The sequence below is a fragment of the Roseovarius sp. CH_XMU1461 genome, assembly GCF_037027165.1.
Lineage (GTDB): Bacteria > Pseudomonadota > Alphaproteobacteria > Rhodobacterales > Rhodobacteraceae > Roseovarius > Roseovarius nubinhibens.
Genome location: NZ_JAYMDV010000004.1, coordinates 1 through 23,841 on the forward strand (window position 1 = coordinate 1; position 23,841 = coordinate 23,841).

Genomic DNA, 23,841 nt, shown 5'->3' on the forward strand with positions numbered 1-23,841 from the left:
TGTCGCGGTATAGCTGGTGCCGGATCCCGAAAGGGTTGCGGTGGCATTGGTCAGGGTGAGGTCACCCGCCACGAAATCCGTGCTTGGTTCCGAGAGGGTGATCGAGGCCGTGTAAGTGCCAGCGCTCGGGCCCGATAGCGCGCCGATCGTGATCGTCGGCGGTGTTCCATCAAAGACAGCTGTCACCTCATTGGAGGCGGTGTTGTCGTTGCCTGCAGCATCGGTAAAGCTGCCCGCTCCGACCGACAGCGCGATCTGGCCATCAGCCACAGGCGTTAATGTCGCGGTATAGCTGGTGCCGGATCCCGAAAGGGTTGCGGTGGCATTGGTCAGGGTGAGGTCACCCGCCACGAAATTCGTGCTTGGTTCCGAGAGGGTGATCGAGGCCGTGTAAGTGCCAGCGCTCGGGCCCGATAGCGCGCCGATTGTGATCGTCGGCGGGACGGCCGTGACGTTAATCGTGGTACTTGCTGTCCCGGAGTTTCCAAGACTAGACGTCAAATCACCAGAGGTGTTGTTATAGGAGCCGCCAGCAGAGGACGTTATATCTGCGGAAACAGTGCAGCTCGAACCGGCTCCAACTGCACCACCCGTATAGGTGATTGTGCCCGAGCCACTTGTGGCTGTGAGCGTCCCCCCTGTACAAGTCGTTGTTGCGTTGGCGGGTGTAGCCACAGTGACATTTGCAGGTAGGTTGTTTGTGAAGTTCAGGCCTGTAGCAGCATTGGAATTGGCCGTGCTGTCGATGGTAAAGGTCAAGGTGGAGGTGCCGCCTTCGGCAATGGTACCGGGTGCAAAAGCCGCTGTGAAACTCGGCGGGGTGTCAGCGCTAGCTATGTTGGAGCAATCACTGTCCAAGGCAGCTGCGTCGAAAGAGCCAGCGCCAAGCTGACGGCCGTTGGCAGCGTAAGTTGCGCCGATCGCCTGGTCGGTCGCGTTGGTATCGATATCATAGACATAAAAGGTAAAGTTTCCGAGTGCGGTAGGCTGCGTCTGAACCGTGCCGAAAAAATCATTTGCCAGAAAGCTATTTGCGGGCGCGTTGAACGTTGCACTTCCGAGTATCACACCGGCTGAGTCTGTTAGGTAGAATGCGATCCAGTCGACAGGACTGCCCATGAAATCCCCATCAGAGGAACCCGTGGGGCCTAAGGCGTTCGCAAGGAACATGGTCGAAGACCCACCCGCGCCGCAAGTTCCGTCCGATTGAAGCCGGAAGTTTGAAACGGTCACACTTTGAGCATAGCCAACGCCAGCGCAGGCAAGCATCCAAAATATCGAGCAGACAAAACCTAAGAAAAAGCGAAAACGAGCGATACCAATCAGCGTGACCATCCCAATCTCCTAAAAAAATGATTTCTTTCAAGGGGGTTGTTAGTACCATTCAGCGGCCCCTGTTTAGTCCATGGTTTCGATTGATTTGCTTAAATTTTAGACTGAAGCAAATCGATCACATTTTCCTTACTTGCTTGAACTGCGTGCCTAGAGTGTGATCTGGCTAGACTTTCTTGTCGGTGTGGAAACCGGCACTGGGGGCGAAGAGCCGAGGTTCGCCGCGGAGGTAAGAGCATCTTGGCCGCACCGCGGATGCGGACATTCGGCTTAGCTTTCCCGGCTGGATCCAAAAAACTGAGACTGCGGTCGGAAACCGGATCTTAGCTGCATGAACGAAGGTGCAACGCTAAACAGGCAAAAATCGGCCATTCAAGCCACAGCACCCCAAACCCATATGAAGCGCCGCGCACCAAGGTCGGCTATGCGCAGATAGTGACCTTTGCAAAGCCGCGATCGTCGAGGCCGGCGCAGGGAGCGATCGGCCCATTGCTGCCGTTCGTGAAAAACACGTCTAATGACCGCTCCCAGCCCGTTCTTGACATTCTCTCTGGCGCTGTGTTCCCGCATGTCTTTCGAGCTGAGGGGATGGAAAGCCGTCCTTCACGAGACGAAGGCTTCCAATAGAGCGAAAATGAGTGTAGGGGGCCGATATTCCCACTTTATCCAAGCCGGAAATATGTAAAATTGGTCAGGAAGTATTTTTGAATAGGTGCAGATTTGACTGGAACAGATCCCGACATAGGAAGGCAGGCTAAGGACATCGCCGAGGCGGCCGACACTTCCGTTGACGCTGTCAAGAAACTTGCCTCATTTCTTGATGGCACTTTCGGCAATGCTATTACGAACTCCATTGGTATTCTTGGCGACAAACTCGCGTATTACCGCCTGACGAAAGCTATTGAGTTGCAGGAGGCCGTAGAGCAAAAGCTGAAAGAGCGAGGTGTAGAAAAGCGATACGTGCCAGTAGCTTTCGGATTGCCAATCGTAGAGAAGGCAACAGTCGAAGAAGAGCCCGTCCTTCAAGAAAAATGGGCAAACTTGCTAACAAACGCGAGGGATGCGACTTACGACAAGCCTATACGGCGAAATTTTACTTCGATGCTCGCCGATATGGAGCCGGTTGACACTCAGATATTTGACCTCGTTGTGCGTGAATATTTGGCCATTGCGGAAAATAGGGAGAAAAGTCTCTTCTCACGGGAAAAGTTGTCGCAAAACACGGGGATTCCAGGGAACGTCGTGGAGAATGCCGTGCGCAACTTGATCCGTTTGGGGTTGTTAAAGCCCGGAGTCGTCACGGGCGGCATTTCGATGGGTGAACATCCGGTATCTTCTTACAAAGACACGGAACTATTTGGCGTCACTGGGTTGGGCTTAGATTTCTACTATGCCGTGAACGACGGCAAGTAGATTTGCTTTTCGGGCGGTTCCACAACATGCTGGCACTGCTTAAATGCCCGGTTTGGGCCGCTCGCGTTGCTTCAAGATTGCTGGCAATCCAATCTTTACACAGTCCACCTCCTGCGCAGTCCTGCCGTTGGGGTGCTGCGCAGCGAACGACCGCTTCCCGCCCTCACTTCGGAAAATCGCTGGTGCTGCGGCTGCACAGATCATGTCCTCTTCGGGCTGACTGACGTCATCCAGCGGCGATGACAAGGCGCTGTATCGCCGCAACGCCGACACCGCGGCGGCGCAAGGCTGCTATGTGCCTATTTTGACCTTGACCTAAGGCGCGGATACAAAAGGCAATCGATATTAGTGCGACTAGCTGCACGTGGCTTTCGTATCGAGAGGAGTACGAATGGATAACAATCCGACAACCGGACAATGCCTCTGCGGCGCGGTAAAATTCCGCATATCGGGAGTGTTTGAGAGCTTTTTCCTGTGTCACTGCTCCCGCTGCCGTAAGGACAGCGGTTCAGCCCATTCGGCAAATCTGTTTTCGTCTGCTGCCAAGATCACCTGGATTGCAGGTGAAGAACAGATCAGGACATTCCAGCTATCTCGGTCACGCCATGTGAAGAGCTTTTGCTCTCATTGCGGGTCAGCGCTTCCGGTTTCCCAGCCGGAAATTGGTTTGCTCGTGGTCCCGGCTGGGTCGCTCGATTGCCAGTTAGACATGCGACCGAACGCGCATATCTGTTGTTCCAGTCGCGCGAACTGGGATAACGACCTTGCCTCCATTGAAAGGATTGAAGGGCTTCCCGGCTGAACGGTCGAGCCGATGATGCAACTCTGAAAACAGCCGGACTTCAGATTGGCGAATGACAGCAAAGTCCGCACCCTCAGCGTGCTAAGGTGGTCGGCCGCTGCAACTGCGGCGAAGGTCTGTTCTTTCCATTGCTTTTGCAGCGTGGGATCGCCGCCAAGCTCGCAGGTTCTGTGACTTTGGAATGTCCGTTTCCGGGAAATCCTGCGAGATCTTTTGCCTTTGCGGCAGAGTGCCCGCTGCCCCTGGTTCGAATGTCTTGAAAGGGCTGTGAGCGGCCATTTGGTCGGTCGCGTAGTCTCTTGCAAGGTCAAGATTCGTGTTCCGCAGCGCCGCAAGTCGGCTTTGAGCCCAAACTTACTGAGCTACAAACCTCAAGCGGTCCATTTCCTTGGCGATCAGAAACGCGCATACGTCAACTGAGTCGTGGGCGGTATCCACGATCAAGCGATCGCACTGCCATGGCTCAAAGGTTCGTTTGGAAACCTCGTGCCAGTTGGGAACGACAAGCCCGTTGATGTCGCTGACACGCGTCTCGACTCGTTTTCGATGAAGCGCTTTATCGGAACAGATGACTTCGACGTTCAACAAGTGAGCCGCCCCGTTAGAAGCAGTCTTCGTCCATAGTTCTCGTGAAACTCCGACAGGATTGACTGTGTCGGCAATAACGTCGAGGCCAAGCAATAGGTTGTCTTCCGCGATTGCTGCGAGCGCCAAGTATCCTGCATCCTCTGCGGGATGAATACATAGGATGCTTCGTTTCAAAGCAGTTTCAACGGAATCTACACGAAGATGAACAGCCAGAGTAAGCGCCGCCAGTTTCCTTGCCAAGGTCGTTTTGCCGACACCGGGAAGTCCGGAAAGAGAAACTAAAATATTCATTCCGCGAACCTATCATGGAGGCGGCGCAACCCGCCAGTCGAACGGCAGCAAAGTCCGCTGTGCGAACCTTTATCTGTCGTGCGGCAAACGTTGGCAGTGAGCCCATTCTAACGAGCGAACTGCTCAAGCATAACGCAGCCGCAGAGAAATCGCCCGAGAAAGACTGGCCTTGCGCAGATATACGTGGCTCGCCAGAGAAAATGCGGATTGCTTTTTACCTCAACACCCTCCGCCGAAAGTTCGCATGGGTGTTGGGCGCACCCCAATTCGAGAAACTCAGTTCACACAGCACAATCGTCACGAACGGAACCGCTTGGGATCGCACGACGAAGGTTGGTTTGCCCGCCCCCACTCACGGGGGCGGGCAGTATTTTCGTAGGATTACGCGCCCGGCATCGCCATTTTGCGGCTAACCTGACCGGACGGCGCGTGCAATTCGTCGGCGACGAAATCGAACCCGTAGCGCTCATAGAAGGGCCGCCCGATTTTGTTGTCGCGGAAGACCTCTACGGACAGTGGGCCCTTGAGTGAGACCGCGTGGTCCACCAATGCCCGGCCATGGCCTTGCCCATGCAACGCCGGATCGAGAAACAGGCCGCCGATCTCATTGCCGATAAGTGCAATGAAGCCGGCAACGTTCCCACCCTTTTCCAGAACATAGGTTTCGGCGTTGGGCAGGTAGACGTCCCGCATCGCCTGATGCACCTCGGCGACGAAGTCTTTGGAAAGAAACGGATGGGCCAAGGCGTTCGCCCGCTGCCAGATGTCGATTACCGCCTCAACGTCCTCGGCGAGGTAGGGGCGGATGGTTCCAGTTGTATCATTCATTGTCTTTGATCCTTTTAGCGTTGGTTAAGTTGCGCGCGCACAGAGGTGATCCCCAGCCGCGTCACGCGGTAGGGGCGTCCGTTTTGCGAGCGGATGAAGCGGCGTCGTCTCAAACGCTGGAACAGGTCGAGCGGGCAGTCTGTCAGGACGTGTCCCTCGCGTGTGAAACAGGTGATTTCGCGGATCTTGCCCTTGTCGCACCGTTCATAGTGGATAGCTCCACCAAGGGCGAGTTCGTGCAAAACACGCTGTTCGTGCTTTGATATATTCAATGGATAGTCTCGATTTCATGAGAGCACAGAAACGGGATCACTCAGCAATGCGCGTAAGTGTCCTTGTTGTGTCAGTTGCTCCTGAGGCCTACCGGCTTGGAAAGGTCAGGAACGGGCGCGGGCCCGGGGCTCTTGCATAAAATCTCCATTGCATGAGGCCATTCGCTCCATGCTGATTGCGAGTTAGGGGGGCAGCGGCCTAAGAGCAAGTGAGGTTTTCTGTAAGAGCCTCAGTGTTTCGTCTGCGCCACAGTATATTCGCGGCTGGGCACTGCTGGGTCGGCGCAGGACGCTGCCTGCGTTGACATTCTCCGCCCTGTTCAGGTAGGACCGCCAACAGCCAAAGAAGGAGCTTTATGCGCAGAGGTTGAGCAACAACAATCTGACCCATGTCATTCGAAGTTATTTCGGATGACCTATTCTGTTGCGTATTTGCGCCCCATCTGGACCTTCTCCATGACCAATACATCTCTCGAAATCCGTCCCTACCGGGCGGAAGACAACGCCGCGCTGACCCGCATCTGGTTCGCGGCTTCCCGAATAGCCCATGCCTTTCTGGGCGAAGACAAATTGCGAGAGCAAAGCAAGCTCGTTTCGGATTACTACCTTCCTCAAGCCGAGACATGGGTGGCCTGTCTCAGCGATCAGCCTGTGGGCTTCATCGGCTTGATCGACAGGACCATTGGCGGCCTCTTTGTAAAGCCCCAAGCCCAGGGAATGGGTGCCGGTCGGGCGCTGATCTCACACGGGCTATCCTTGAAGCCACAACTATCGCTCGAGGTCTATACCTTGAACTCGAGAACCCGGTCCTTCTACGAGAAACTGGGCTTCAGAGAGGTCGGTCGGCGTCCTGTCGACGACGAAGGACTGCCTTTTGAGCAAATCTCCATGGTGCTCACTAAGTAAGTTATTCGGGGCTGCCACTCAGTGTGCTCCAGGCCTTCAGGATCTCCGCAGAACAGGACAAACTGCTGCACCTATTGCGTGGCATCACGGTAATCGCATAAAAACCGCGCTTTAGCGTCAGGTGGCTATGGCTGTCATGCTGGACGCTGGCGCGAAGCGCGGTAAACGAACGCTTGGTGTCGATCTTGACGGGGGATTGGCGTTCCCAGCGAGAACTGCGATCGCAACGAACGGCAGGAATGTCCGCTCAGCGGACCTTCACCCTTCGAGAATGCTGCGCCATGCGTGAACGATCGGTTTGGTGAAGCTGCGCTGCAGCACTCGACCAGGAAGCGAACGGAAGGTAAGGGCTGAGAGTGGCCATCTGATCGGTCACGCCCTGTCTTGTAAGATCCAGCTTCGTGTGCCGCATGACAGCTTTGAGCCCAGTTTTATTAATATTGCAACGAGCGCCAATGTTCGAAACGTCGACGCGCTCCAATCTTCACCAACGGATTGTTCGGTGATACCCATTGCTGCATGGGCACTGAAACCGCACCGACGCTCTATTCAACTGTATCGCGCCAATTCATCGCAGATTGGCTGGCCGCGTTGCACCCGCTTTACAGCGAGACAGAATACCGCGCTTTTCTAAAGCGAGCCGACTTGATGCCAGATCAGGTGCCATCGCAGGGGCGGGTGACGTTGGACCAGATCGTTTCTTTGTACCAACTTGCAGCGGTCGAAACGGGCGATGAAATGATGGGGCTTTGGTCGCGTCCGGTTCGTCCGCGCGCCTTGCAGCATCTTCTGACGTCGGTACGCGAAGCGACGACTTTGGCTTCTGCGCTTTTTCGGTTTTCGACGTTCTGGAATCTGCTGTTGGATGATTATCAATTCGCATTGATTGAAACGACAGGCGAATTGACGCTGCGGCTGGATCCCCAAGGTGATCAGACAGCCCAACGGTTTGGACATATGCTGATCCTCAAGCTCGCCCATGGCCTGCTGTCCTGGCTTGCAAGATACGAGGTGCCTGTCGCAGGGGTCGGTTTTGCTTTTGAGCGGCCTGCGTTTGACGAAGACTATGCCGTGGTCTTTCCTGCGGTGGTTCAGTTCGAAAAGACGGCGACCTCGATTTCCTTTCCGTCGGATGTCTTAGGGGCGGTTCAGGCGCGGAGTTCGGCAGATCTAAATCGTTTCTTGGAAAATGCCCCGCGCGATTGGATTTTCACACGGTCCCAGCAGCACACCCAGTCTTTGCGCGTTCGCACCTACCTGACTGAATCGGAGTGGTGTAATGCGAACCTTACGGGTGCCGCAAGCGCCATGCACATGACCCCACGCACTTTGATCCGCAAGTTAGACGCCGACGGCACCACCTTTCAGGCGATCAAGGATGCCTTGCGCCGCGATATTGCGATACGACATCTGCAAATGGGGCAGCACTCTGTCGAGGCAATTGCCCATGAGGTGGGGTTTTCGTCGGCTGCCAATTTTCATAAAGCGTTTCAGAGATGGACAGGAAACACGCCCAGTTCTTATCGGCGCGGGCCATCAGCAGGTGTCTGATTCTGTCACTTTTCGACAATAATATGTCATCTCACAAGATAGATGCGCGTTTGGTGTGGCGTTAATATACAAGTCAAGTACCTGTTCACCCTCATGCATCTTACCCTTTTGCGTTTCAGCCTCGCCTGCTCTTAAACGGCGGGATACGACAGTACGCGCCTCTCACAAGGATCAATCTTATGTCCGACAAACTCGACGCTATTCTTACCGCCGCCCGCGCGCACGCCACCGATGTCATTGCCCCCAATGTGGACGCATGGAACGCGGCAAAGGCGTGGCCCCGCGATGCATCAGACAAGGCGGGGGCTGCTGGACTTACGGGGCTTTATGCGTCCCCAGAGTGGGGGGGGCAGGGCCTACCCTTGTCAGAAGGCATTCAGGTTTATGAGCAGTTGGGTCTTGGTGACGGTGCCTATGCCTTTACCATTTCGATGCATAACATCTGCACTTTTGCCGGCTGTGGCTATGGCACCGATGCCTTCAAGAAAAAATGGGCGCATGACCTGACGTCGGGCCGCAAGCTTGCAAACTTTGCGCTGACTGAACCTCAATCTGGTTCGGACCCAATGAAGATGTACACACGCGCGACGATCAACGGTGACGGCACGTGGACAGTCAGCGGTGCAAAGGCCTGGGTCAGCTTGGCGACAGAGGCGGACATCTATTTCACCGTGGTCAAGACCAGCGACGCGCCCGGCCATAAGGACATGGCGATGATTGCCATTCCCGCCGATGCCCCCGGCATCAGCTTTGGCCCGCTTTATGACACCCCATCCTACAACTTTCTGCCCATGTCCGAGATGTATCTCGACAAGGTAGTTGTAAGCGAGGACAACATCATCCTCCCGATTGGTCAGGGGCTGCAAGGGTCGCTTATGGCAATCGATATTGCACGGGTTTCTATTGCGTCCGGTTGCTGTGGCTTGATGCAAGCCGCTCTTGATACTGCTTTGTCTTATTCCAAAAACCGCAAGATGTTCGGCGGCAAGAACCTTGATTTGGACGGAATCCAGTGGATGCTGGGCGAAGTGGCAACCGATCTTGAAGCCTCAAAGCTGCTTTACCGCAAAGCTGCCGAAGCGCTTGGCACGCCAGAGGGTCCTTTGATGGCCGCCCATGCCAAACGTTTTGTTCCCGATGCTGCCGTGAAGGCGGCCAATACATGCACCCAAGTTTTGGGCGGGATGGGGCTTTTGCAGCCTTACGGCTTGGATCGTCTTTCCCGACTTGCCCAAATGCTCCGAATTGTTGACGGCACAACGGAAGTCAGCCGCGTGGTGATCGGGCGCGCCTTGCAAAAGCGTGCAGCTAGTCTGCCAGATTTGCCGGTGCCCCGAGGGTTTGGCGAAACAGAAGAGGCTATTGCCGCTGAGTAAACGGTCCTAACCGATAGAGATTGGAAGCGGTCGCTCATAATTCAATTGTGAACGACTGTTTTGTCGAGATTGCTGCGCTATTCATCAAAGGTCTGCGTGAATGGCTCCTGCATAGCAAGACTTTTTTGAGTGATTTTGCACTGGTCAGAGGCAGACGTATGTCCCGCCTGTTCGCGAGGCACTCGTAGCCGCTGTTCATTATGTTGCGTACTCTGCCCGCAGCTCGATCACTTCGCCGCGACTGGTCTGTTTTGAGTCCCTCAACGAAATTGTATAGCGTTAAGAGAGATTCCCAGGGCTGCTCGACATACGCGAACTTACTCGGCGCCCGGGAAACCTCTGTGCCTAACCCCGCTCTCGAATATGTTCGAGTTTCTCAGGGTTCCTCACGATCCATACCGCCCGTATCCGGCCGCTCCGAATTGAGAGTGCGGTTGTCTGCAAGATGCCGTTTTCGACGGAGACAAAGCCGGGAGATCCGTTGATCCACCGAAGCGCGGGGCAAGGTCCGACTGGAGAAGATCGCTTTCTGGCGAGGCCGGCGAACAATCTGGCAGCGTTGCGCGGCCCCTTCAACACGTTGAGCGCCGCAGGGACCTTGCCACCCCCGTCGGTGTGAACCTCGATATCATCGGCGAATAGGGCGAGCAGGCGGTCCATGTCGCCCTGACGGCTCGCCTCCCAGAAGGCTGCGACAAGCGGATGGCTCAATGCTCGCGATGGCGGATCTGCTGGTTCGGCGCCGGCCAATTTGCGACGCGCGCGTGAAACGAGTTGCCGACAAGCGGTATCGCTCTTGCCCAGGAGCATAGCGATCTCGCCGAAGGAATAGTCGAAGGCGTCGCGGAGGATAAAAGCCGCTCGCATCTCAGGGGTCAGCCTGTCGAGCGTCAGGATCAGCGCGATACCGACATCCTCCGTTTCGACCCAATCACTTTCCGCGTCAGAGGAATGATCGGCGATTAACGGATCGGGCAGCCATGCCCCGACATAGGTTTCCTTGCGCGTCCGCGCGGAGCGCAGGTGGTCAAGGCACAGGCGCATCACGACCGTCGACAACCACCGGGTCGGGTGGTCAATGCGGGACAACGCAACGCCACGGAACTTGATCACCGCCTCTTGAAGAATATCATCCGTCTCAGCCACCGACCCGGTCATCCGATAGGCGAGCCCCGCCAAACGGCGGCGCTCTTCCTCGAAAATCTGACTATGGGGATCAGGCAGCCGCATCTTGATCCGGGCGTAGTGTATGAATGGTGCGAAAGCCAACCGCAAAGCGGTTCCATGAATTGATCATGGTAACAACAAAGGTCAACTCGACCCGTTCGCGCTCATTGAAGGATGCCGCCAAGTGTTGGTATTCAGCATCGGGTACACCTGTTTGCTCGATGCGCGTCAAAGCCTCGGCCCACGCCAGCGCAGCGCGCTCGCGATCATCAAAAGCGGGGCTTTCGCGCCACGCCGAAAGCACATCCAGCTTTTGCTGCGTCACGCCAGCTTGCCGCGCCACCGGGGCGTGCATGTCCAGGCAGAAGGCACAGCCGTTGATCTGCGACACACGCATCTTGACCAACTCGCGCAATGCTTGAGGGAGAGATAAGCGCCTCGTCGTCTCTTCGGCCGCCATCATCGCCTCCATCGTATCAGGTGCGGCTTTGATATAGTTCATGCGAGGGGTCATCACTGTCTCCTTTTCTCTGACCATACCTACAAGACGAAACAGGTCCGAAAATTGTGACACGCAGAAGGAATGTGGAGTCGCCGCGAACTTCTGCAGATTTGGCCTTCCGCTCTAATAGGAGCTCGCAGTCGCAGCCTATACTTGCGGCTGCGAGCTGCGATGCCGTTCCGTGATCCGGAATTGGATGTCGGCGCTGGGCTGTTTTGCGTCAAACTCAGTGCCTTTTGGCTAGACTTTGAAATGAAACCTGATCACCATCTGACGGTTGCCGTTCATGAGGGCTTCAAGGGGGTGAGTGAAAATGAATGTGGGTGTGTATCTTCTTTTTGCGGGCGCGTTTTTGACTGCACAAGCGCAAGCGGGATGTCCACAAGGACAAGAGGCTTTCACCTCGTGCCAGATTGAGGGCCGGAATACCGAAGTTTTCGTGTGCTTCGACGCACAGGTTGCAACTTATCGCTACGGGCCTATTGGTGGTGCCGTTGGATTGCAGTTGACCGAAACCATCGAGCGCGTCGATTTTGAGCCGTGGTCGGGGTCTGGTGTTTCGATTTTTGAGAGCGTCACCTTTTACAACGGAGACTACGCCTACAACATAGGCGGAGGCTTTGATCGTCCGTTTTCCGAAGAAGACATGCAGCAAGAGCCGCGGCGTTTCGGATGGGTTGAAGTGACCGAAAGTGGTGAACATGCCCTCAGCCTAGAGTGCATACCAGAGACAGTGAGCTATGGCTTCGGCGGCGGGATCCACGACATTAAATTGGCGGCGGGCCAATCGTGGGATTCCTTTTCGTTCACGTGGGTGTCCGATGACATTCAGCCAACGCCCACCTCTGTTTTGCAAGAGATCAGCTACGAAAGCGTCATTGAGTATTGCCTGCCTGTGAGCGAATTCAGTTTAGGGGGAGTGCACATGGGCGATAGCTTGAGCGCACTCGGCAAACTTGGATCACCAGAGACAATCGAAGACCCTGACGGACGCGGTGAGGCCATCGATCGCTTGTACCTCGTTGGGATGCATATCGACATTTTCCAAGACGCCGTGTTCGCGATGTCCACCACATCGCCTAGTTGGGAGATGCCATCGGGGTTGAGGGTTGGGATAACGCGCGGAGAAGTGATCCGGCTCTTGGGACGCGTGCCGAACGGCTACACGGCCACATCGCAGAGCTTCACGGCTCATGTCTGTTCGAACAATCCTGTCAGTGATCCCGAATGGACGATGGTGATCGACTTCGGACAAGACAAACGGGTGGACCGCATATATTTTGTGAGCCAGTCGCATTAAGGATCGCCCCCGCAAGGGCTTGCCGTGAGCCTTCTCGTAAGTTTGTAAAGGCCGGTTCGTCTGCCGCGCGTGTGCGCAGCCTTACGTCCTTTCGCCCAGAGTGACAGATGCTGCACATTGCACCAAGGCCGGCTTGCGAATATCGATAAAGGGCTGTTGCATCTTATTTGAATACCTTGCAACCAAACAGCTATGGATGGCGTGGAAAGTAAACTCATACGAAAACAGTACCACGCTCGCCAGGTCGGATCGGATCGGCACATCTGGGATGTGCACCGCCTAATTCGCGCTTCGCGTGACTTCGAGGTGGAATTGATCCCAACAAATTATATTAGCGAAGTGGACGAAAACTGGTGGTATGACCACAGTGATACTGTGCCAACACCGCGATCAATAGCTTCTCACCTTACCTCAATAATGGAGCTCGATCCATCGCATCCCATAATCATTTGCGCAGAAGGTCGGCTGATGGATGGTATGCATCGGGTTGTAAAAGCGATTGCGGAGGGCCGAACACATGTACCGGCAGTCCGATTTACTAACACCCCCGCTCCTGATTTCATAAACGTGGCTCTTGATGATTTGCCCTATCCGGACGAAGTGATTTGATTCTACGCAACATCAAACTGATTAAGCAGACGTATGACAGGCCCATGCGGCGGTAAGCTATGCTTGGCTCAGTTGATTTTCGCCTTCAAGGATGCTAGGCGAGCCATAAAAATGCTCGATCAAGCAATGTAGGGCAGGGAAGGAACGTTTCGCCGGCAAAGCCTTCCCATTCTTGCCAGCTGCACCAGAATTCTTGAAAACCTCTGTAAGAAATGGCGATGCTAAATAGCTAATCCAAGCGAGCAGGATTGCTTAACACCTGCCTATTAAGAAGTTGAGGTCAAAAGCGGTCCGGGCTGAACGCAGTCACATCAACGCCGGCTTGGCACAGATTATCGGGCAGAGGCGTGGCACGCAAAAGCGCGGCGGCAATCTGACCGACAGCCGGCGATGTCTGAATACCGGCGCCCCCCAGCCCCGCGAGCCAGAAAAACCCCTCAACCTCCTGGCTGGTTCCGATCACCGGCAAGCGGTCGGATGCGAAGGTCCGCAGCCCGGCCCAGCTATGGGCGATATGCCTGACATCGAGGCTCGTGACTTCGCCTATATAATGCGCCGCATAGGCGATATCCAACTCTTCGGGGCGCACATCATGCGCATCGACAGGTGTCTCATCCGCAGGGCTAACCATCAGTTTACCTGCGTCCGGCTTGAAGTAGAACAGCTCGTCAATCTCACAGACTTCAGACATGGCCCCGACATCATAACCGGGCGCTTCGACGTTGATCGCCGTGCGACGGTGCGGCGTCAGACCCAAGGGGCGGGCCCCGAACAGCTGCGCCACAGGATCGGCCCAGGCGCCAGCCGCATTGACGACGCATCGCGCGCGCAGCGCGCCCTGCGTCGTCTCGATCAGCCAATGCCCTCCCTCGCGCCGCGCCGCTGTCACTTGGCAGGACTGACGCACGACCGCGCCCTTGGCTTTCGCGCTGCGCAGATAACCCTGCAACAGGCTTTCGACCTCGACATCCCAGCAATCCGGATCGAAAAGCGCCGCCTTGAGCCAATTGGGATCAAGGATCGGACATTTCTCGAGCGCGCCGTCGATCTCGAGCAGTTCGACAGGAGATGCGGCTGCCGGACCGGCGGCCTGTTCCTGGTGAAAGAGCGCCATCAGCCGATCCGCCTTCTCCGCATCCGCCACGATCAGATTGCCGCGCGGACGCAATAGGTCGGCCTCGCTGAACCCTGTCGGCGGGGACATCATGAAAGTTGCGCTGGCACTCGTCAGCCGCCCGATCGGCTCTGAGTGAAAGCGACGGGTAAATTCCGCCGCCGATCGGCCCGTGGAATGATAGCCAACCGCCGCCTCCTGTTCGAGCAAGATGACAGACCGGGCGCCATCGAGAAAATGCAAAAGCGACGCGCCAACGATGCCGCCGCCGACAATGGCTATGTCATGAATCTCAGTCATTGATCTTATCCAGTGGAAAAATGGGACGCCGCAGCCGTGAATAGCTCCGCGCGGTGACATCAGGCGTACAGAGCCCCCCGGCGTCGGTGACGATGATCTGCGACGCGATCGGTGCAAAGGCCCCTTTGAAATGCTGCATGGATTTCACCGCCAACAAGGATTTCTCGATCGGCTCAATGCCGACCACCCGAAAGATATTGCGATCGAGCATCTGCATCCGGTCGGACACGATCATGATATCCAGCCCTTGAACCCGCAAACAAGCGCTCTCACCTGTCGAGCCGGGAAGTCCGGTAAACATCGGGCCTTCAAACTTGAACCGCCCATCGCTGATCGCCATGACGCGACCGGTGACCTCCAGAGGACCTCCACCGACACGCGGGTCAATCTTGCCGCCGATGGAAAGGGTCACATTTGCCCCGACACCGTGTTTCACCAGTTCTGCCACCGCATCCGGGTCGAGCAACGCGCCTGCCGCCGCATTTTGGACCCCTGCATCCAGCAAAGCGCTGATAAGCGCGGTGCAATCGCTATAGGCCCCTGATCCGGGATTGTCCGAATAGTCCGCGATCACGATGGGCTTGTCCGACGTTGCGGCCGACGTCACCAGTTCCATACACTCAGCCAAACCGATGGGCTTTTCCCACTGATCCCTATAGGCCCATATCTCATCACAGATCCGCTGCGCCGCGGTGGCGGCCTCAGTCTGTGCGCCCGCGTCATGCGTCACCAGGACCGAAGGTCCGGTGGCCCAGACATCCGCATCGGTAAACCCGGCATTGATTGCGACGTTCAAAATCCCCGCTGCTGCCCTCTCGCGCGCGGCACTCTCCAGCAGGCGGCACATCGGGCCGTTCTCGGTGGTGCGCCCATCGTCGCAGCCAACCAGCATCGGCGGCCTGCGAATGGCAATGCGGGGCTTGATCTCGCCAGCCATCGCAGCGTGCAACATCATGCAAGCCTCGACCCCGACTTCGCGCATGTCGACATGTGGGTATGTCCGGAACGACACGGCGATATTGGCCAATTCGGCTAGCTCGTCAAAAATGTTGGCATGCAGATCGAGCGTGATGGCCAGAGGCACATCATAGCCCACCACCCCACGAATTTCGCGTAGAAACTGGCTATCCCCATCCTGATCGGTCTCGGTCACCATCGCGCCATGCAGGGCGACGAAAATGCCATCAAAGGGACCGCCCTCGGCCAGTCTATGCAGGCATTCCCTGGTGATGACTTGGCGCGCTTCCTCTGTGACCACACCCCCCGGCTCGGCATGGGCAGCGGTGATATAGACCGGCTGCCAGCCCTCCGCGTCGGCCACCTCGATTGCGCCGCCCACCTCGGATCCGGTGCCCTGGAAATTCGCGGGGATCTCGTCACCTTGAAAGAAATGCGACGCACGAAAATCCTTCATCCCCGTGCGGGTCACGGTGAAAGTGTTGCTTTCGTTTATAAATTCTATAATCGCGACGCGATACGTCATTCTATGTCCTTTGATGCCATCATATGGGGGCGGGTCAACCCGGCGTCAGATCGGCGCCACCTGTTTCAAAAATTGGCGTGACCGCGCGTGCTGCGGATTGGCAAAGAAGTCTTCAGGCGGAGCGATCTCGACGATACGGCCCGTCTCCATGAAGACGATGCGATCCGCGATTTTGCGCGCGAACCCCATTTCATGTGTGACGCAGAGCACGGTCATGCCCGCATCCGTGAGCTCCGCCATCACATCCAACACCTCGCCAATAGATTCAGGGTCGAGCGCGGATGTCGGTTCATCGAACAACATGATCTTTGGCTTCATACACAGGCTGCGCGCGATTGCGGCGCGCTGCTGTTGCCCACCTGACAGGCGCGACGGGAATTTCTGCGCCTGATCCTGCATGCGCACGCGGCCTAGAAACTCCATGGCCATCTCGCGTGCCTCTGCCTTGGGCATCCCAAGGGTGTGAACCGGCGATAGCATGCAATTGTCGAGAACGCTGAGATGCGGATAGAGATTGAAATGCTGAAAACACATGCCGACCTGCGCCCGGATCCGGCGTAAGGCACCTTTGTCGTCATCGACCGTGATCCCCAGAACGGCAAGCCTCCCGGATTGCGGCACAACCAGATGGTTGATGCAGCGGATCAGCGTGGATTTCCCTGATCCGGAGGGACCACAGACCACGATCTTTTCGCCTTGGGCGACGCTCAGATCAATGTCGCGCAGGGCGTGATACGCGCCGAAACTCTTGTTCACCTTGGCAAAATGAACTGCTGGGATCTCTTGCATCATGCCATCCATGCGAACCGCCTTTCCACCCGGCGCAGGACCCATTCAATCGCCAGAACCAGCACCAGATAATGCAGGGCGGCGACGTAATAGACGCGCAGATCGAGGGTCTCGGAAAAAACAAAGCGCGCCTGCCCCATCAGATCGAACACCGTGATGATCGCCACCAATGATGTCGCCTTGAGCAATAGGATAAATTCATTACCGATCGCCGGCAGCGCCTTGGCAAAGGCAATCGGCAGCAAAACCTGACGAAACGCGGTCCAACGTGTGAGGTTGAGCGCGGCATTGGTCTCATGCACCGACGCCGGGATCGTCTGAAGACTGCCGCGAATGATCTCCGCCTGATAGGCGGCGGTGTTCAGCACCAGCGCCAACAGCCCACAATACCAGGCATCGCGGAAAATCCACCAAAGGCCGAGGGCACGCAGCTCGCTGTTGAACTGGCCAAGCCCATAATAGACCAGAAACAGCTGCACCAGCAGTGGCATCCCGCGAAACAGGTTCACATATCCCAACGCCAGCCATCCCAGAACCCCTGAGGATTTCGCCCGGGCCACCCCGATGGGTATCGCGAGAAAGAACCCGAAAAAGACTGCCAAAACGGTCAGCGACGCCGTGGTGACAATGCCGTCTAGCCAAAGCTCGCGAAAATTGAACCACAGATCAAACATCGCGTGCCTCCACCGGCGAGATCCCCGTCGAGGCCCGCCGCTCCAACGTCTTTTGTAGACGGGTCGACAGGGCAACCAGCAGGATGTAAATGCCGCCGATGACCAGGTAGAAAAAGAACGGCTCGCGCGTCGTGTTGATCGCCAACGTTGCTACATGCACCAGATCGCTCAGCGCGATGATGGACACCAGCGACGTGTCTTTGAGCAAGATCACCCATAGATTGCCAAAACCGGGCAGGGCATGGCGCCACAGTTGCGGCAGCAGGATCTTGCGAAATGTCTGGAAACGCGACAGGCCCAACGCCTGCGCGGCCTCGGTCTGCCCCTTGCCTATCGCTTTCAACGAGCCCCGCACCACCTCGCTGCCATAGGCGCTGATCACAAGGCTGAGCGCGATCAGACCGGCAAGAAAGGGCGACATCGCCAGATGGCTTCCCGGCATGATCAAATCGGCCACCCAGTTCACCACCGCCTGCGACTGATAATAAAGGATCAGCAGCGTGAGGATTTCCGGCAGCGTCTTGAAAATGGTCGTATACCCATGTGCTACGACACGCACGGGCCGCCGCTTCGATGTCTTGGCCCAGTGGATGACGAAGGACAGAAAAATCGCGACGGGAAATGTCGCCAGCGACAGGGCGAGCGTGACGCCCAGCCCATGAAGCAACTCATCACCCCAGCCCGTATCCCCAAAGGCAAGCAGCGCCAGCCAATCCATAGTGCCATGCCTCATCTATTTCGGGTTCAGGTTTGGGCGGCGCCAAGGCGCGCCCACACCTGACATTTGCCCAAGAGTTACTGACCGAACAGCTCGCTCACGGCGATCGGCTTGTCACGGATCTCAAAGTCAAAATACTTCGCGCGGATCTCATCATAGGTGCCGTTCTCGATAATCGAGGCCAGCGCCGTATTCACCCGATCGCGCAGCTCCGTCTCATCCTTGCGAAAGGCCATGCCGGCGCCAATCGTCCCGTCGAGCAGAAAATCCTGACCGACGAACTCACAACAATCGACCCCATCGGCCATCCAGTCGCCCAGCGCGAACTTCGATTCGAGCACCAGGTCCAGGCGGCCGCTCTCCATATCCAGAAACGCTTCCCCCAGCTTGGGGTAGAGCTTGATATCATTGTCGGGAAAATACTGATTTAGTACCTTGCTGGCGACACCGCCCGCCTGGGTGCCCAGAACCATCCCGCTCAGCGTCTCGGGCGTGGCATCTTCAAGCCCTAGATCCTTGAGCGCCGCAAAGCGCATCGTGTTGAAATAATAAGGGTCGGAAAAAGCGACCTCTTCCATCCGGGCTTCGGTGATGGCCATCGAGGCGATGAGCACGTCGAACTTGCCGGAATTCAGCGCCGGGATAATGCCGCCCCAATCATGGGTGCTCCATTCACAGGTCGTCTCCAGCTCGGCACAGATCGCATTGCCGATATCAATGTCAAAACCATGGAGCTCGCCGCTCTCGGAAACCGAATTGAACGGCGCATAGGCCCCCTCGGTCCCCAGGCGGAGTGTATCAGCCTGCACCATACCAGCGCCAATTCCGAACGCCGCGACCACAAACGCGGAATTTTTTAGAAGTGCAAACATTGTCATCTCTCCCTCGGGCCATGTCCCAGACCCATTGTTTGTTTTGCCACCGCCCTGCAGAGGCATTATTATTATGCAGGCGCCTCATCCAGCGGGCAGCCGCATATGAGGCAAGCATAAAAATGATTTACCCCGATATTTCAAAGCAAAAGAACTATTTGCCCCATGAGAGAAACTAATACCATGCCCCAAGGCCGAACCACGCGCGGCCAACTCGCCAACCTGCGGGCCCTCCGTGCGTTCGAGGCGGCCGCCTGTCACCTGAGCTTTACCCTCGCCGCCAAAGAGCTGTCGGTCAGCCAGGGCGCGATCAGCCATCAGATCAAACTGCTCGAGGACCGGCTCGGCAAAAATCTGTTCATCCGGAGCGGCAAGGGCGTGTCGTTGACGCTAGAAGGAAAACTCCTGCGTGATGTCTGTCAGCGCAGCTTTGACGAGATTGGCGAGACGTTGTCACTGATCGGCCAGAAACGAGACGCCCAGGTTCTACGCGTCCGTAGTGGACCTTTCTTCGCGATGAAGGTGATTGCCCCCAGAATTTCGGAATTTCTCAGCGCCAATCCAGGCATTCAGCTTCACCTGAACAACCTTGATCCTGACTCGGCCTCCTTGGGAAGCGAAGACGTGTTGATCAAATACTGCCTGCACCCTCCGGCAAATTCGGCCTCTGTCGAAATCCTTAAGGAAAATCTGGTGCTGATCTGCAATCCCGATCTGTTGGCCAGCGGCGACGATCTGGCCCGCATCATTGCGCGGCCGGACGTCGCGCGCCTGCACTACCGGGACATGAACGATTGGCAGAGCTGGTTGGAAACCTTCGGATATGACGGACCCGCCACCTCGCAAAATCTGATCTTTGACGATCAGCATACAATCCTCGAAGCCGTCCGATCCGGTCAAGGGATCGGCATGGCAGAGCGCTCACTGATCAGGGGGGATGTCGCGCGTGGCCGCATCGCGATCCTGTCGGATCTCTGTCTGCGTCCCAAGACCTCGTACAAGTTTATTTACAAGACAGATCGCGCAGCGTCGCATCCGGTCATCGGGCTGTTCCAGAGGTGGCTAGAGCAACAGGTCGAAATCATCCAGCGCGAAAGCGCCCCGCTTCGTGCCACCACGACTTTGCAAAGTTCGCTTTCTTCGCAGAGCCGATCTTAGTGCGCAGCGCAGCCGGCAAAAACGACTTTCGTGTCTCGCCGTGCTCGATCGCGTAAGTAGACCGTGGCCTGTTGTCGGGGTGATCATGAGGGCCGGCTTCCGCGACATTTGGCGCATGTGAGAGCGGAGGCCCCCTGCAGCGGAATGGGCGTGCTGCACCGGCGGCATTTGACTGTGGGGCAATGCAAAGGGCGAGCAAAGGGTTGACGACAGCTTGGGCAACGCCCCGCTGCTGCACGCGGGACTGCGGCGGCACAGGACGGGCATTTGGAGGGAAGGTGGAGGGACATAACATATCTCCGGGCTGAACAAGGTGTGCCGATACATCGGCGGCATCAATCCCGGGCGGCGCGGCATGCCGTCTAAAACATGGAACCGCACCCCCCGGGCCGCGCATGGTTTTTGCTGCACCTTATGTTTTTGCGTTCCATCTCCGATACCTTGTCTGGTGTCCTACCTTCACTGGCACACTTTAAGGATCTTCAGTTCGCGTCGATGCCCGTTACGAGTTTCCCAATGGAACATTGCACCTTCTGCCAACCCGATCAGAGCAATGCCGATGGGGGTCATGACGGATATGCGGCCATTGGAAATGTCGGCATCCTGGGGGAGCACTAGGGTGACGCTATGGTCCTTGCCGGCGGACTCGTCGCGGTAAGTGAACTGACGCCCGAGATCGACGACGTCAGGCCGAAGCCGGGATGGAGTGACAATGCGCGCGCGGCCTAGTTCCTCAATTAATTGTTCGGCGAGCTCTGGATCCCGTCGCACGAACTTTTCAGAAAGGGATTCAAGCTCTGTGAGCCGCTTGCTGCTGATGACAATCTTGGGACGGCGGGGACGGCGGGGTTGGGAGGGAACAGGCATAGGGTATCTTCTCTGAGGTGATTCAATTATTTATGGAGAGCTGTACAGGTGCTGCTTCAAGTTTTTCGCACGTCCAACACCACGAGGGTGCCAATCCAGCCGTCCTCGCGCAGCAAGGGCATTTTTTGCATCTTGTGCATGCCCAGCATCGTTGCTCCCAGAAATGAAGTCAGAGGAATGCACCCTTCTTTCTCGATTGGAGCTAGTGCCAGTATACCTTCGCAGGTTTTTCCGTCGCTGGTCATGAAAGTGAGATGCTTACCTACAGTGACGAGGTTAGACGGCGCTGGTTCCGGTGCGGGCCGAGCAAGACGCAGCTTGTGGCGTAAAAAGCCTTCGATCAGCGCCGGGTTTGGGCATTCCGCCGTGAGGCCTAGGTTCAATAGGCGTTCAACCCCGATCCGATCGGCGCGGGTCAGCTGGAAGCGGCCCTTCAGAGAAGGACACTTGAACGTAGGTCGATAGGCATCGCCGGTAGGCTGATGGGCGGAATTGGTGCTGTGCATGATCATCCCCCGGAAAGGATCGCAGTCTCAAGAATGTATTTGAGAGGCCCCGGGGGTCGAAGATGCGCCTAAACGCACGCCACCCGGGGACGGGGGCGGTTCAGAAGCAGAAACCGAAAGTGATTTTCATGCGTAACCATACTTTAAACCTACCGTGTAGCACCGGGCTGTCAATCCTCGTATGTGCTGTAGGACTGAGAGGAGCAACTTGAAGCTCAAATCAACTCGTACTGCGTGGTTACAAACTGACCCTTAGCGGCTTCTTCTAGTATGGGCATAGAGGCGATAATGAAGAGACACCGCAAAGTGAAGCCGGGATCAACACCTCAGCCAAGTCATGACGCTTCTGATCGGAATGTCTAGCGCCGGGTGGGGTTACTTCCTTTGCACAGTAAAACCTCAAAGACTCTCGACGTGTATGAGAGATCAGCATGGACATTAGGCCCGCTACAGGTAATTTGCGTGGTACACCTGCTTCTTAAGTTATTGATTTCCCTAAGGCGCATCTGCCACGCTGCGGTACACTTGGTGCATTGATTTTATTGAGTTTTTGGCGGTTTTTGGTAGGCCCGGAGGGACTTGAACCCCCAACCAAAGCGTTATGAGCGCTCTGCTCTAACCAGTTGAGCTACAGGCCCGCCTGGGGCGTTTGGTAGGCTGGCGGGGGCGGGGCGTCAAGATGGCATTGGCGCGTCACAGGGCGTGGGGGCGCAGCGCCTTGTTGATATTGGCCGCGCATTGGTCTATCGCCCTGCCAACACGGATAAACGCAGCGGGGCGCGGCCATGCAATCAGGAAAGAACGGGATCACCTATGCGGATGCAGGGGTGGATATCGACGCGGGCAATGCGCTCGTGGATCGGATCAAACCCGCAGCCAAGCGGACCGCGCGGCCCGGCGTGATGTCGGGGCTCGGCGGCTTTGGCGCGCTGTTTGACCTCAAGGGCGCGGGCTATGTCGATCCAGTGCTGGTGGCGGCGACCGATGGGGTGGGCACCAAGCTGCGCATCGCGATCGACACCGGCCATGTTGATGGCGTCGGCATCGACCTTGTCGCCATGTGCGTCAATGACCTCGTGTGCCAAGGCGCGGAGCCGCTGTTTTTCCTCGATTATTTCGCCACTGGCCGTCTCGAGACGGAGCAGGCCGCGCGGATCATCGAAGGCATTGCCGAGGGCTGTGTCCGGTCGGGCTGTGCGCTGATCGGCGGCGAGACGGCAGAGATGCCGGGCATGTATCCCGATGGCGATTTCGATCTGGCGGGTTTTGCCGTGGGCGCGATGGAGCGTGGCACGGATCTGCCGGCGGGTGTGGTCGAGGGCGATGTGCTGCTGGGGCTGGCCTCGGACGGGGTGCACTCCAACGGCTATAGCCTCGTGCGCAAGCTGGTTGAGATCTCGGGCCTTGGCTGGGAGGCGGATTGCCCCTGGGCCGAGGGCAGCCTTGGCGAGGTGCTGCTGACGCCGACGCGGCTCTATGTGCGTCAGGCGCTCGAGGCGGTGCGGGCCGGTGGCGTGCATGCGCTGGCGCATATCACCGGGGGCGGTCTCACCGAGAACCTGCCGCGCGTCCTGCCCGAGGGGCTGGGGGCGGAGATCGACCTTGGCGCTTGGGAGCTGCCGGGGGTGTTCGCCTGGGCGGCGGAAACCGGCGGCATGGAAGAGGCCGAGCTTCTCAAGACCTTCAACTGCGGCATCGGCATGATCCTGTCGGTCGAGGCGGACCGGGCCGAGGCGCTGAGCGCGCTGCTCAGCGAGGCGGGCGAGACCGTTTACCGCATCGGCCAAGTGGTGCCGGGGCAGGGCGTCGCCTATTCGGGCAGTCTCAAGTGAAGAAACGCGTCGCCATCCTGATCTCGGGGGGCGGGTCGAACATGGTCTCGCTCGTCGACAGTATGGGCGAGGATCACCCGGCCATGCCGGTGCTGGTTCTGGCCAATGGCGCCGAGGCGGGCGGGCTCGAGAAGGCCCGGGCGCGCGGCGTCGAGACGGCGGTGGTCGATCACCGGCCCCACAAGGGCGACCGGGCCAGCTTTGAGGAGGCGCTGCACGCGCGGATCTGTGAAGCGCAGCCCGATATTCTCTGTCTGGCGGGGTTCATGCGGGTGTTGACCGAAGGGTTCGTGCGCCGCTGGGACGGGCGGATGATCAATATTCACCCGTCTCTTTTGCCGAAATACACCGGGCTCAACACCCATGCGCGGGCGCTGGCGGCGGGCGACACCGAGGCCGGCTGCAGCGTGCATGAGGTCACTGCCGAGCTCGACGCCGGGCCGCTTTTGGGGCAGGCGCGGGTGCCGGTCGAGCCGGGTGACACGCCCGAGACCCTCGCGGCGCGGGTTCTGGCACAGGAACATATCCTCTATCCGCAGGTGCTGCGCCGCTTTGCCGCCGGCGACAAGACCCCGGTATTTTTGCCATGAT

Annotated in this window: 23 protein-coding genes and 1 tRNA gene; 9 read left to right on the top strand and 15 right to left on the bottom strand. The window is 57.3% G+C overall.

All coding sequences use genetic code 11. The features are described from left to right. The coding region (locus tag WA237_RS12890) for a DUF7933 domain-containing protein (RefSeq protein ID WP_336098119.1) at positions 1-1,335 on the bottom strand (1,335 nt) is incomplete at its 3' end. 717 nt (positions 1,336-2,052) lie between these two features. Between WA237_RS12890 and WA237_RS12895 the strand changes: the two genes are divergently transcribed. After that, positions 2,053-2,745 (top strand): Abi-alpha family protein, encoded by a 693-nt coding sequence (locus WA237_RS12895; protein WP_336098120.1) that lies wholly within the window; start codon positions 2,053-2,055, stop codon positions 2,743-2,745. Positions 2,746-3,136: 391 nt separating this feature from the next. Further along, positions 3,137-3,547, top strand: a complete 411-nt coding sequence (locus WA237_RS12900) for a GFA family protein (RefSeq protein WP_336098121.1) — start codon at positions 3,137-3,139, stop codon at positions 3,545-3,547. Between the two features lie 354 nt (positions 3,548-3,901). On the opposite strand, the gene WA237_RS12905 is transcribed toward WA237_RS12900, so the two are convergent. The 3 genes from WA237_RS12905 to WA237_RS12915 form a co-directional block, all read right to left on the bottom strand. Beyond that, positions 3,902-4,426 carry an AAA family ATPase gene (locus WA237_RS12905; protein ID WP_336098122.1) on the bottom strand — a complete coding sequence of 175 codons (525 nt, stop codon included), beginning with the start codon at positions 4,424-4,426 and terminating at the stop codon, positions 3,902-3,904. 381 nt (positions 4,427-4,807) lie between these two features. Next, on the bottom strand, positions 4,808-5,254 hold the full coding sequence (locus WA237_RS12910) for a GNAT family N-acetyltransferase (RefSeq protein ID WP_336098124.1): 447 nt from the start codon (positions 5,252-5,254) through the stop codon (positions 4,808-4,810). 14 nt (positions 5,255-5,268) lie between these two features. Next, positions 5,269-5,526: a YjhX family toxin gene (locus WA237_RS12915; RefSeq protein WP_093926257.1), complete on the bottom strand. Its 258-nt coding sequence runs from the start codon at positions 5,524-5,526 to the stop codon at positions 5,269-5,271. Positions 5,527-5,937: 411 nt separating this feature from the next. Here WA237_RS12915 and WA237_RS12920 point away from each other — a divergent pair, with 411 nt between their 5' ends. From WA237_RS12920 to WA237_RS12930, 3 genes are all read left to right on the top strand, one after another. Further along, positions 5,938-6,432, top strand: coding sequence for a GNAT family N-acetyltransferase (locus WA237_RS12920; protein WP_336098128.1), 495 nt, complete (start codon positions 5,938-5,940; stop codon positions 6,430-6,432). A gap of 519 nt (positions 6,433-6,951) precedes the next feature. Next, a complete protein-coding gene (locus WA237_RS12925) occupies positions 6,952-7,983 on the top strand; it encodes a helix-turn-helix domain-containing protein (protein WP_336098129.1) in 1,032 nt (343 codons plus the stop codon). A gap of 179 nt (positions 7,984-8,162) precedes the next feature. Further along, positions 8,163-9,359, top strand: coding sequence for an acyl-CoA dehydrogenase family protein (locus WA237_RS12930; RefSeq protein ID WP_336098130.1), 1,197 nt, complete (start codon positions 8,163-8,165; stop codon positions 9,357-9,359). 345 nt (positions 9,360-9,704) lie between these two features. Here WA237_RS12930 and sigJ read toward each other — a convergent pair whose 3' ends face one another. Both sigJ and WA237_RS12940 read right to left on the bottom strand, forming a co-directional pair. Next, positions 9,705-10,589: an RNA polymerase sigma factor SigJ gene (sigJ, locus tag WA237_RS12935; RefSeq protein ID WP_336098131.1), complete on the bottom strand. Its 885-nt coding sequence runs from the start codon at positions 10,587-10,589 to the stop codon at positions 9,705-9,707. Further along, the gene (locus tag WA237_RS12940; protein ID WP_336098132.1) at positions 10,576-11,040 is read right to left on the bottom strand and encodes a carboxymuconolactone decarboxylase family protein; all 465 of its coding nucleotides are present in this window, start codon (positions 11,038-11,040) and stop codon (positions 10,576-10,578) included. Before WA237_RS12940 ends, sigJ begins: the two co-directional genes overlap by 14 nt. A gap of 295 nt (positions 11,041-11,335) precedes the next feature. On the opposite strand from WA237_RS12940, the gene WA237_RS12945 reads away from it, so the two are divergent. After that, positions 11,336-12,328: a hypothetical protein gene (locus tag WA237_RS12945; protein WP_336098134.1), complete on the top strand. Its 993-nt coding sequence runs from the start codon at positions 11,336-11,338 to the stop codon at positions 12,326-12,328. 889 nt (positions 12,329-13,217) lie between these two features. On the opposite strand, the gene WA237_RS12950 is transcribed toward WA237_RS12945, so the two are convergent. The 6 genes from WA237_RS12950 to WA237_RS12975 form a co-directional block, all read right to left on the bottom strand. Further along, complete coding sequence (locus WA237_RS12950; RefSeq protein ID WP_336098135.1) at positions 13,218-14,351, bottom strand: NAD(P)/FAD-dependent oxidoreductase; 1,134 nt, start codon at positions 14,349-14,351, stop codon at positions 13,218-13,220. Further along, a complete protein-coding gene (locus WA237_RS12955; protein ID WP_336098137.1) occupies positions 14,344-15,834 on the bottom strand; it encodes a M81 family metallopeptidase in 1,491 nt (496 codons plus the stop codon). The genes WA237_RS12950 and WA237_RS12955 overlap by 8 nt, the downstream gene beginning before the upstream one ends. A 45-nt stretch (positions 15,835-15,879) precedes the next feature. Next, positions 15,880-16,635, bottom strand: coding sequence for an amino acid ABC transporter ATP-binding protein (locus WA237_RS12960; protein ID WP_336098139.1), 756 nt, complete (start codon positions 16,633-16,635; stop codon positions 15,880-15,882). Beyond that, positions 16,623-17,297 (bottom strand): ABC transporter permease, encoded by a 675-nt coding sequence (locus tag WA237_RS12965; RefSeq protein ID WP_336098140.1) that lies wholly within the window; start codon positions 17,295-17,297, stop codon positions 16,623-16,625. The genes WA237_RS12960 and WA237_RS12965 overlap by 13 nt, the downstream gene beginning before the upstream one ends. Beyond that, complete coding sequence (locus WA237_RS12970) at positions 17,290-18,015, bottom strand: ABC transporter permease (protein WP_336098141.1); 726 nt, start codon at positions 18,013-18,015, stop codon at positions 17,290-17,292. The genes WA237_RS12965 and WA237_RS12970 overlap by 8 nt, the downstream gene beginning before the upstream one ends. Positions 18,016-18,092: 77 nt before the next feature. Beyond that, positions 18,093-18,887, bottom strand: coding sequence for a transporter substrate-binding domain-containing protein (locus tag WA237_RS12975; protein ID WP_336098142.1), 795 nt, complete (start codon positions 18,885-18,887; stop codon positions 18,093-18,095). Between the two features lie 183 nt (positions 18,888-19,070). Here WA237_RS12975 and WA237_RS12980 point away from each other — a divergent pair, with 183 nt between their 5' ends. After that, positions 19,071-20,045: a LysR family transcriptional regulator gene (locus WA237_RS12980; protein ID WP_336098144.1), complete on the top strand. Its 975-nt coding sequence runs from the start codon at positions 19,071-19,073 to the stop codon at positions 20,043-20,045. 459 nt (positions 20,046-20,504) lie between these two features. Here WA237_RS12980 and rnk read toward each other — a convergent pair whose 3' ends face one another. The 3 genes from rnk to WA237_RS12995 form a co-directional block, all read right to left on the bottom strand. After that, positions 20,505-20,912, bottom strand: coding sequence for a nucleoside diphosphate kinase regulator (rnk, locus tag WA237_RS12985; RefSeq protein ID WP_336098145.1), 408 nt, complete (start codon positions 20,910-20,912; stop codon positions 20,505-20,507). A gap of 56 nt (positions 20,913-20,968) precedes the next feature. Then, a complete protein-coding gene (locus WA237_RS12990) occupies positions 20,969-21,418 on the bottom strand; it encodes a hypothetical protein (protein ID WP_336098147.1) in 450 nt (149 codons plus the stop codon). 561 nt (positions 21,419-21,979) lie between these two features. Beyond that, a tRNA-Ile gene (locus tag WA237_RS12995) sits at positions 21,980-22,056 on the bottom strand. Positions 22,057-22,203: 147 nt separating this feature from the next. Between WA237_RS12995 and purM the strand changes: the two genes are divergently transcribed. Both purM and purN read left to right on the top strand, forming a co-directional pair. After that, complete coding sequence (purM, locus tag WA237_RS13000) at positions 22,204-23,250, top strand: phosphoribosylformylglycinamidine cyclo-ligase (protein ID WP_009814687.1); 1,047 nt, start codon at positions 22,204-22,206, stop codon at positions 23,248-23,250. Further along, positions 23,247-23,840: a phosphoribosylglycinamide formyltransferase gene (gene purN / locus WA237_RS13005; RefSeq protein WP_336098149.1), complete on the top strand. Its 594-nt coding sequence runs from the start codon at positions 23,247-23,249 to the stop codon at positions 23,838-23,840. The genes purM and purN overlap by 4 nt, the downstream gene beginning before the upstream one ends. The last annotated feature ends 1 nt before the right edge of the window (position 23,841 follow it).

What these genes read in the sequence shown, in the direction of transcription:
- WA237_RS12900 (WP_336098121.1), top strand. Translation starts at nt 3,137, where the DNA reads ATGGATAACAATCCGACAACCGGACAATGCCTCTGCGGCGCGGTAAAA.
- WA237_RS12905 (WP_336098122.1), bottom strand. Translation starts at nt 4,426, where the DNA reads ATGAATATTTTAGTTTCTCTTTCCGGACTTCCCGGTGTCGGCAAAACG.
- WA237_RS12910 (WP_336098124.1), bottom strand. Translation starts at nt 5,254, where the DNA reads ATGAATGATACAACTGGAACCATCCGCCCCTACCTCGCCGAGGACGTT.
- WA237_RS12920 (WP_336098128.1), top strand. Translation starts at nt 5,938, where the DNA reads ATGACCTATTCTGTTGCGTATTTGCGCCCCATCTGGACCTTCTCCATG.
- WA237_RS12925 (WP_336098129.1), top strand. Translation starts at nt 6,952, where the DNA reads ATGGGCACTGAAACCGCACCGACGCTCTATTCAACTGTATCGCGCCAA.
- WA237_RS12930 (WP_336098130.1), top strand. Translation starts at nt 8,163, where the DNA reads ATGTCCGACAAACTCGACGCTATTCTTACCGCCGCCCGCGCGCACGCC.
- sigJ (WP_336098131.1), bottom strand. Translation starts at nt 10,589, where the DNA reads ATGCGGCTGCCTGATCCCCATAGTCAGATTTTCGAGGAAGAGCGCCGC.
- WA237_RS12940 (WP_336098132.1), bottom strand. Translation starts at nt 11,040, where the DNA reads ATGACCCCTCGCATGAACTATATCAAAGCCGCACCTGATACGATGGAG.
- WA237_RS12950 (WP_336098135.1), bottom strand. Translation starts at nt 14,351, where the DNA reads ATGACTGAGATTCATGACATAGCCATTGTCGGCGGCGGCATCGTTGGC.
- WA237_RS12955 (WP_336098137.1), bottom strand. Translation starts at nt 15,834, where the DNA reads ATGACGTATCGCGTCGCGATTATAGAATTTATAAACGAAAGCAACACT.
- WA237_RS12960 (WP_336098139.1), bottom strand. Translation starts at nt 16,635, where the DNA reads ATGGATGGCATGATGCAAGAGATCCCAGCAGTTCATTTTGCCAAGGTG.
- WA237_RS12965 (WP_336098140.1), bottom strand. Translation starts at nt 17,297, where the DNA reads ATGTTTGATCTGTGGTTCAATTTTCGCGAGCTTTGGCTAGACGGCATT.
- WA237_RS12970 (WP_336098141.1), bottom strand. Translation starts at nt 18,015, where the DNA reads ATGGATTGGCTGGCGCTGCTTGCCTTTGGGGATACGGGCTGGGGTGAT.
- WA237_RS12975 (WP_336098142.1), bottom strand. Translation starts at nt 18,887, where the DNA reads ATGTTTGCACTTCTAAAAAATTCCGCGTTTGTGGTCGCGGCGTTCGGA.
- WA237_RS12980 (WP_336098144.1), top strand. Translation starts at nt 19,071, where the DNA reads ATGCCCCAAGGCCGAACCACGCGCGGCCAACTCGCCAACCTGCGGGCC.
- rnk (WP_336098145.1), bottom strand. Translation starts at nt 20,912, where the DNA reads ATGCCTGTTCCCTCCCAACCCCGCCGTCCCCGCCGTCCCAAGATTGTC.
- WA237_RS12990 (WP_336098147.1), bottom strand. Translation starts at nt 21,418, where the DNA reads ATGCACAGCACCAATTCCGCCCATCAGCCTACCGGCGATGCCTATCGA.
- purM (WP_009814687.1), top strand. Translation starts at nt 22,204, where the DNA reads ATGCAATCAGGAAAGAACGGGATCACCTATGCGGATGCAGGGGTGGAT.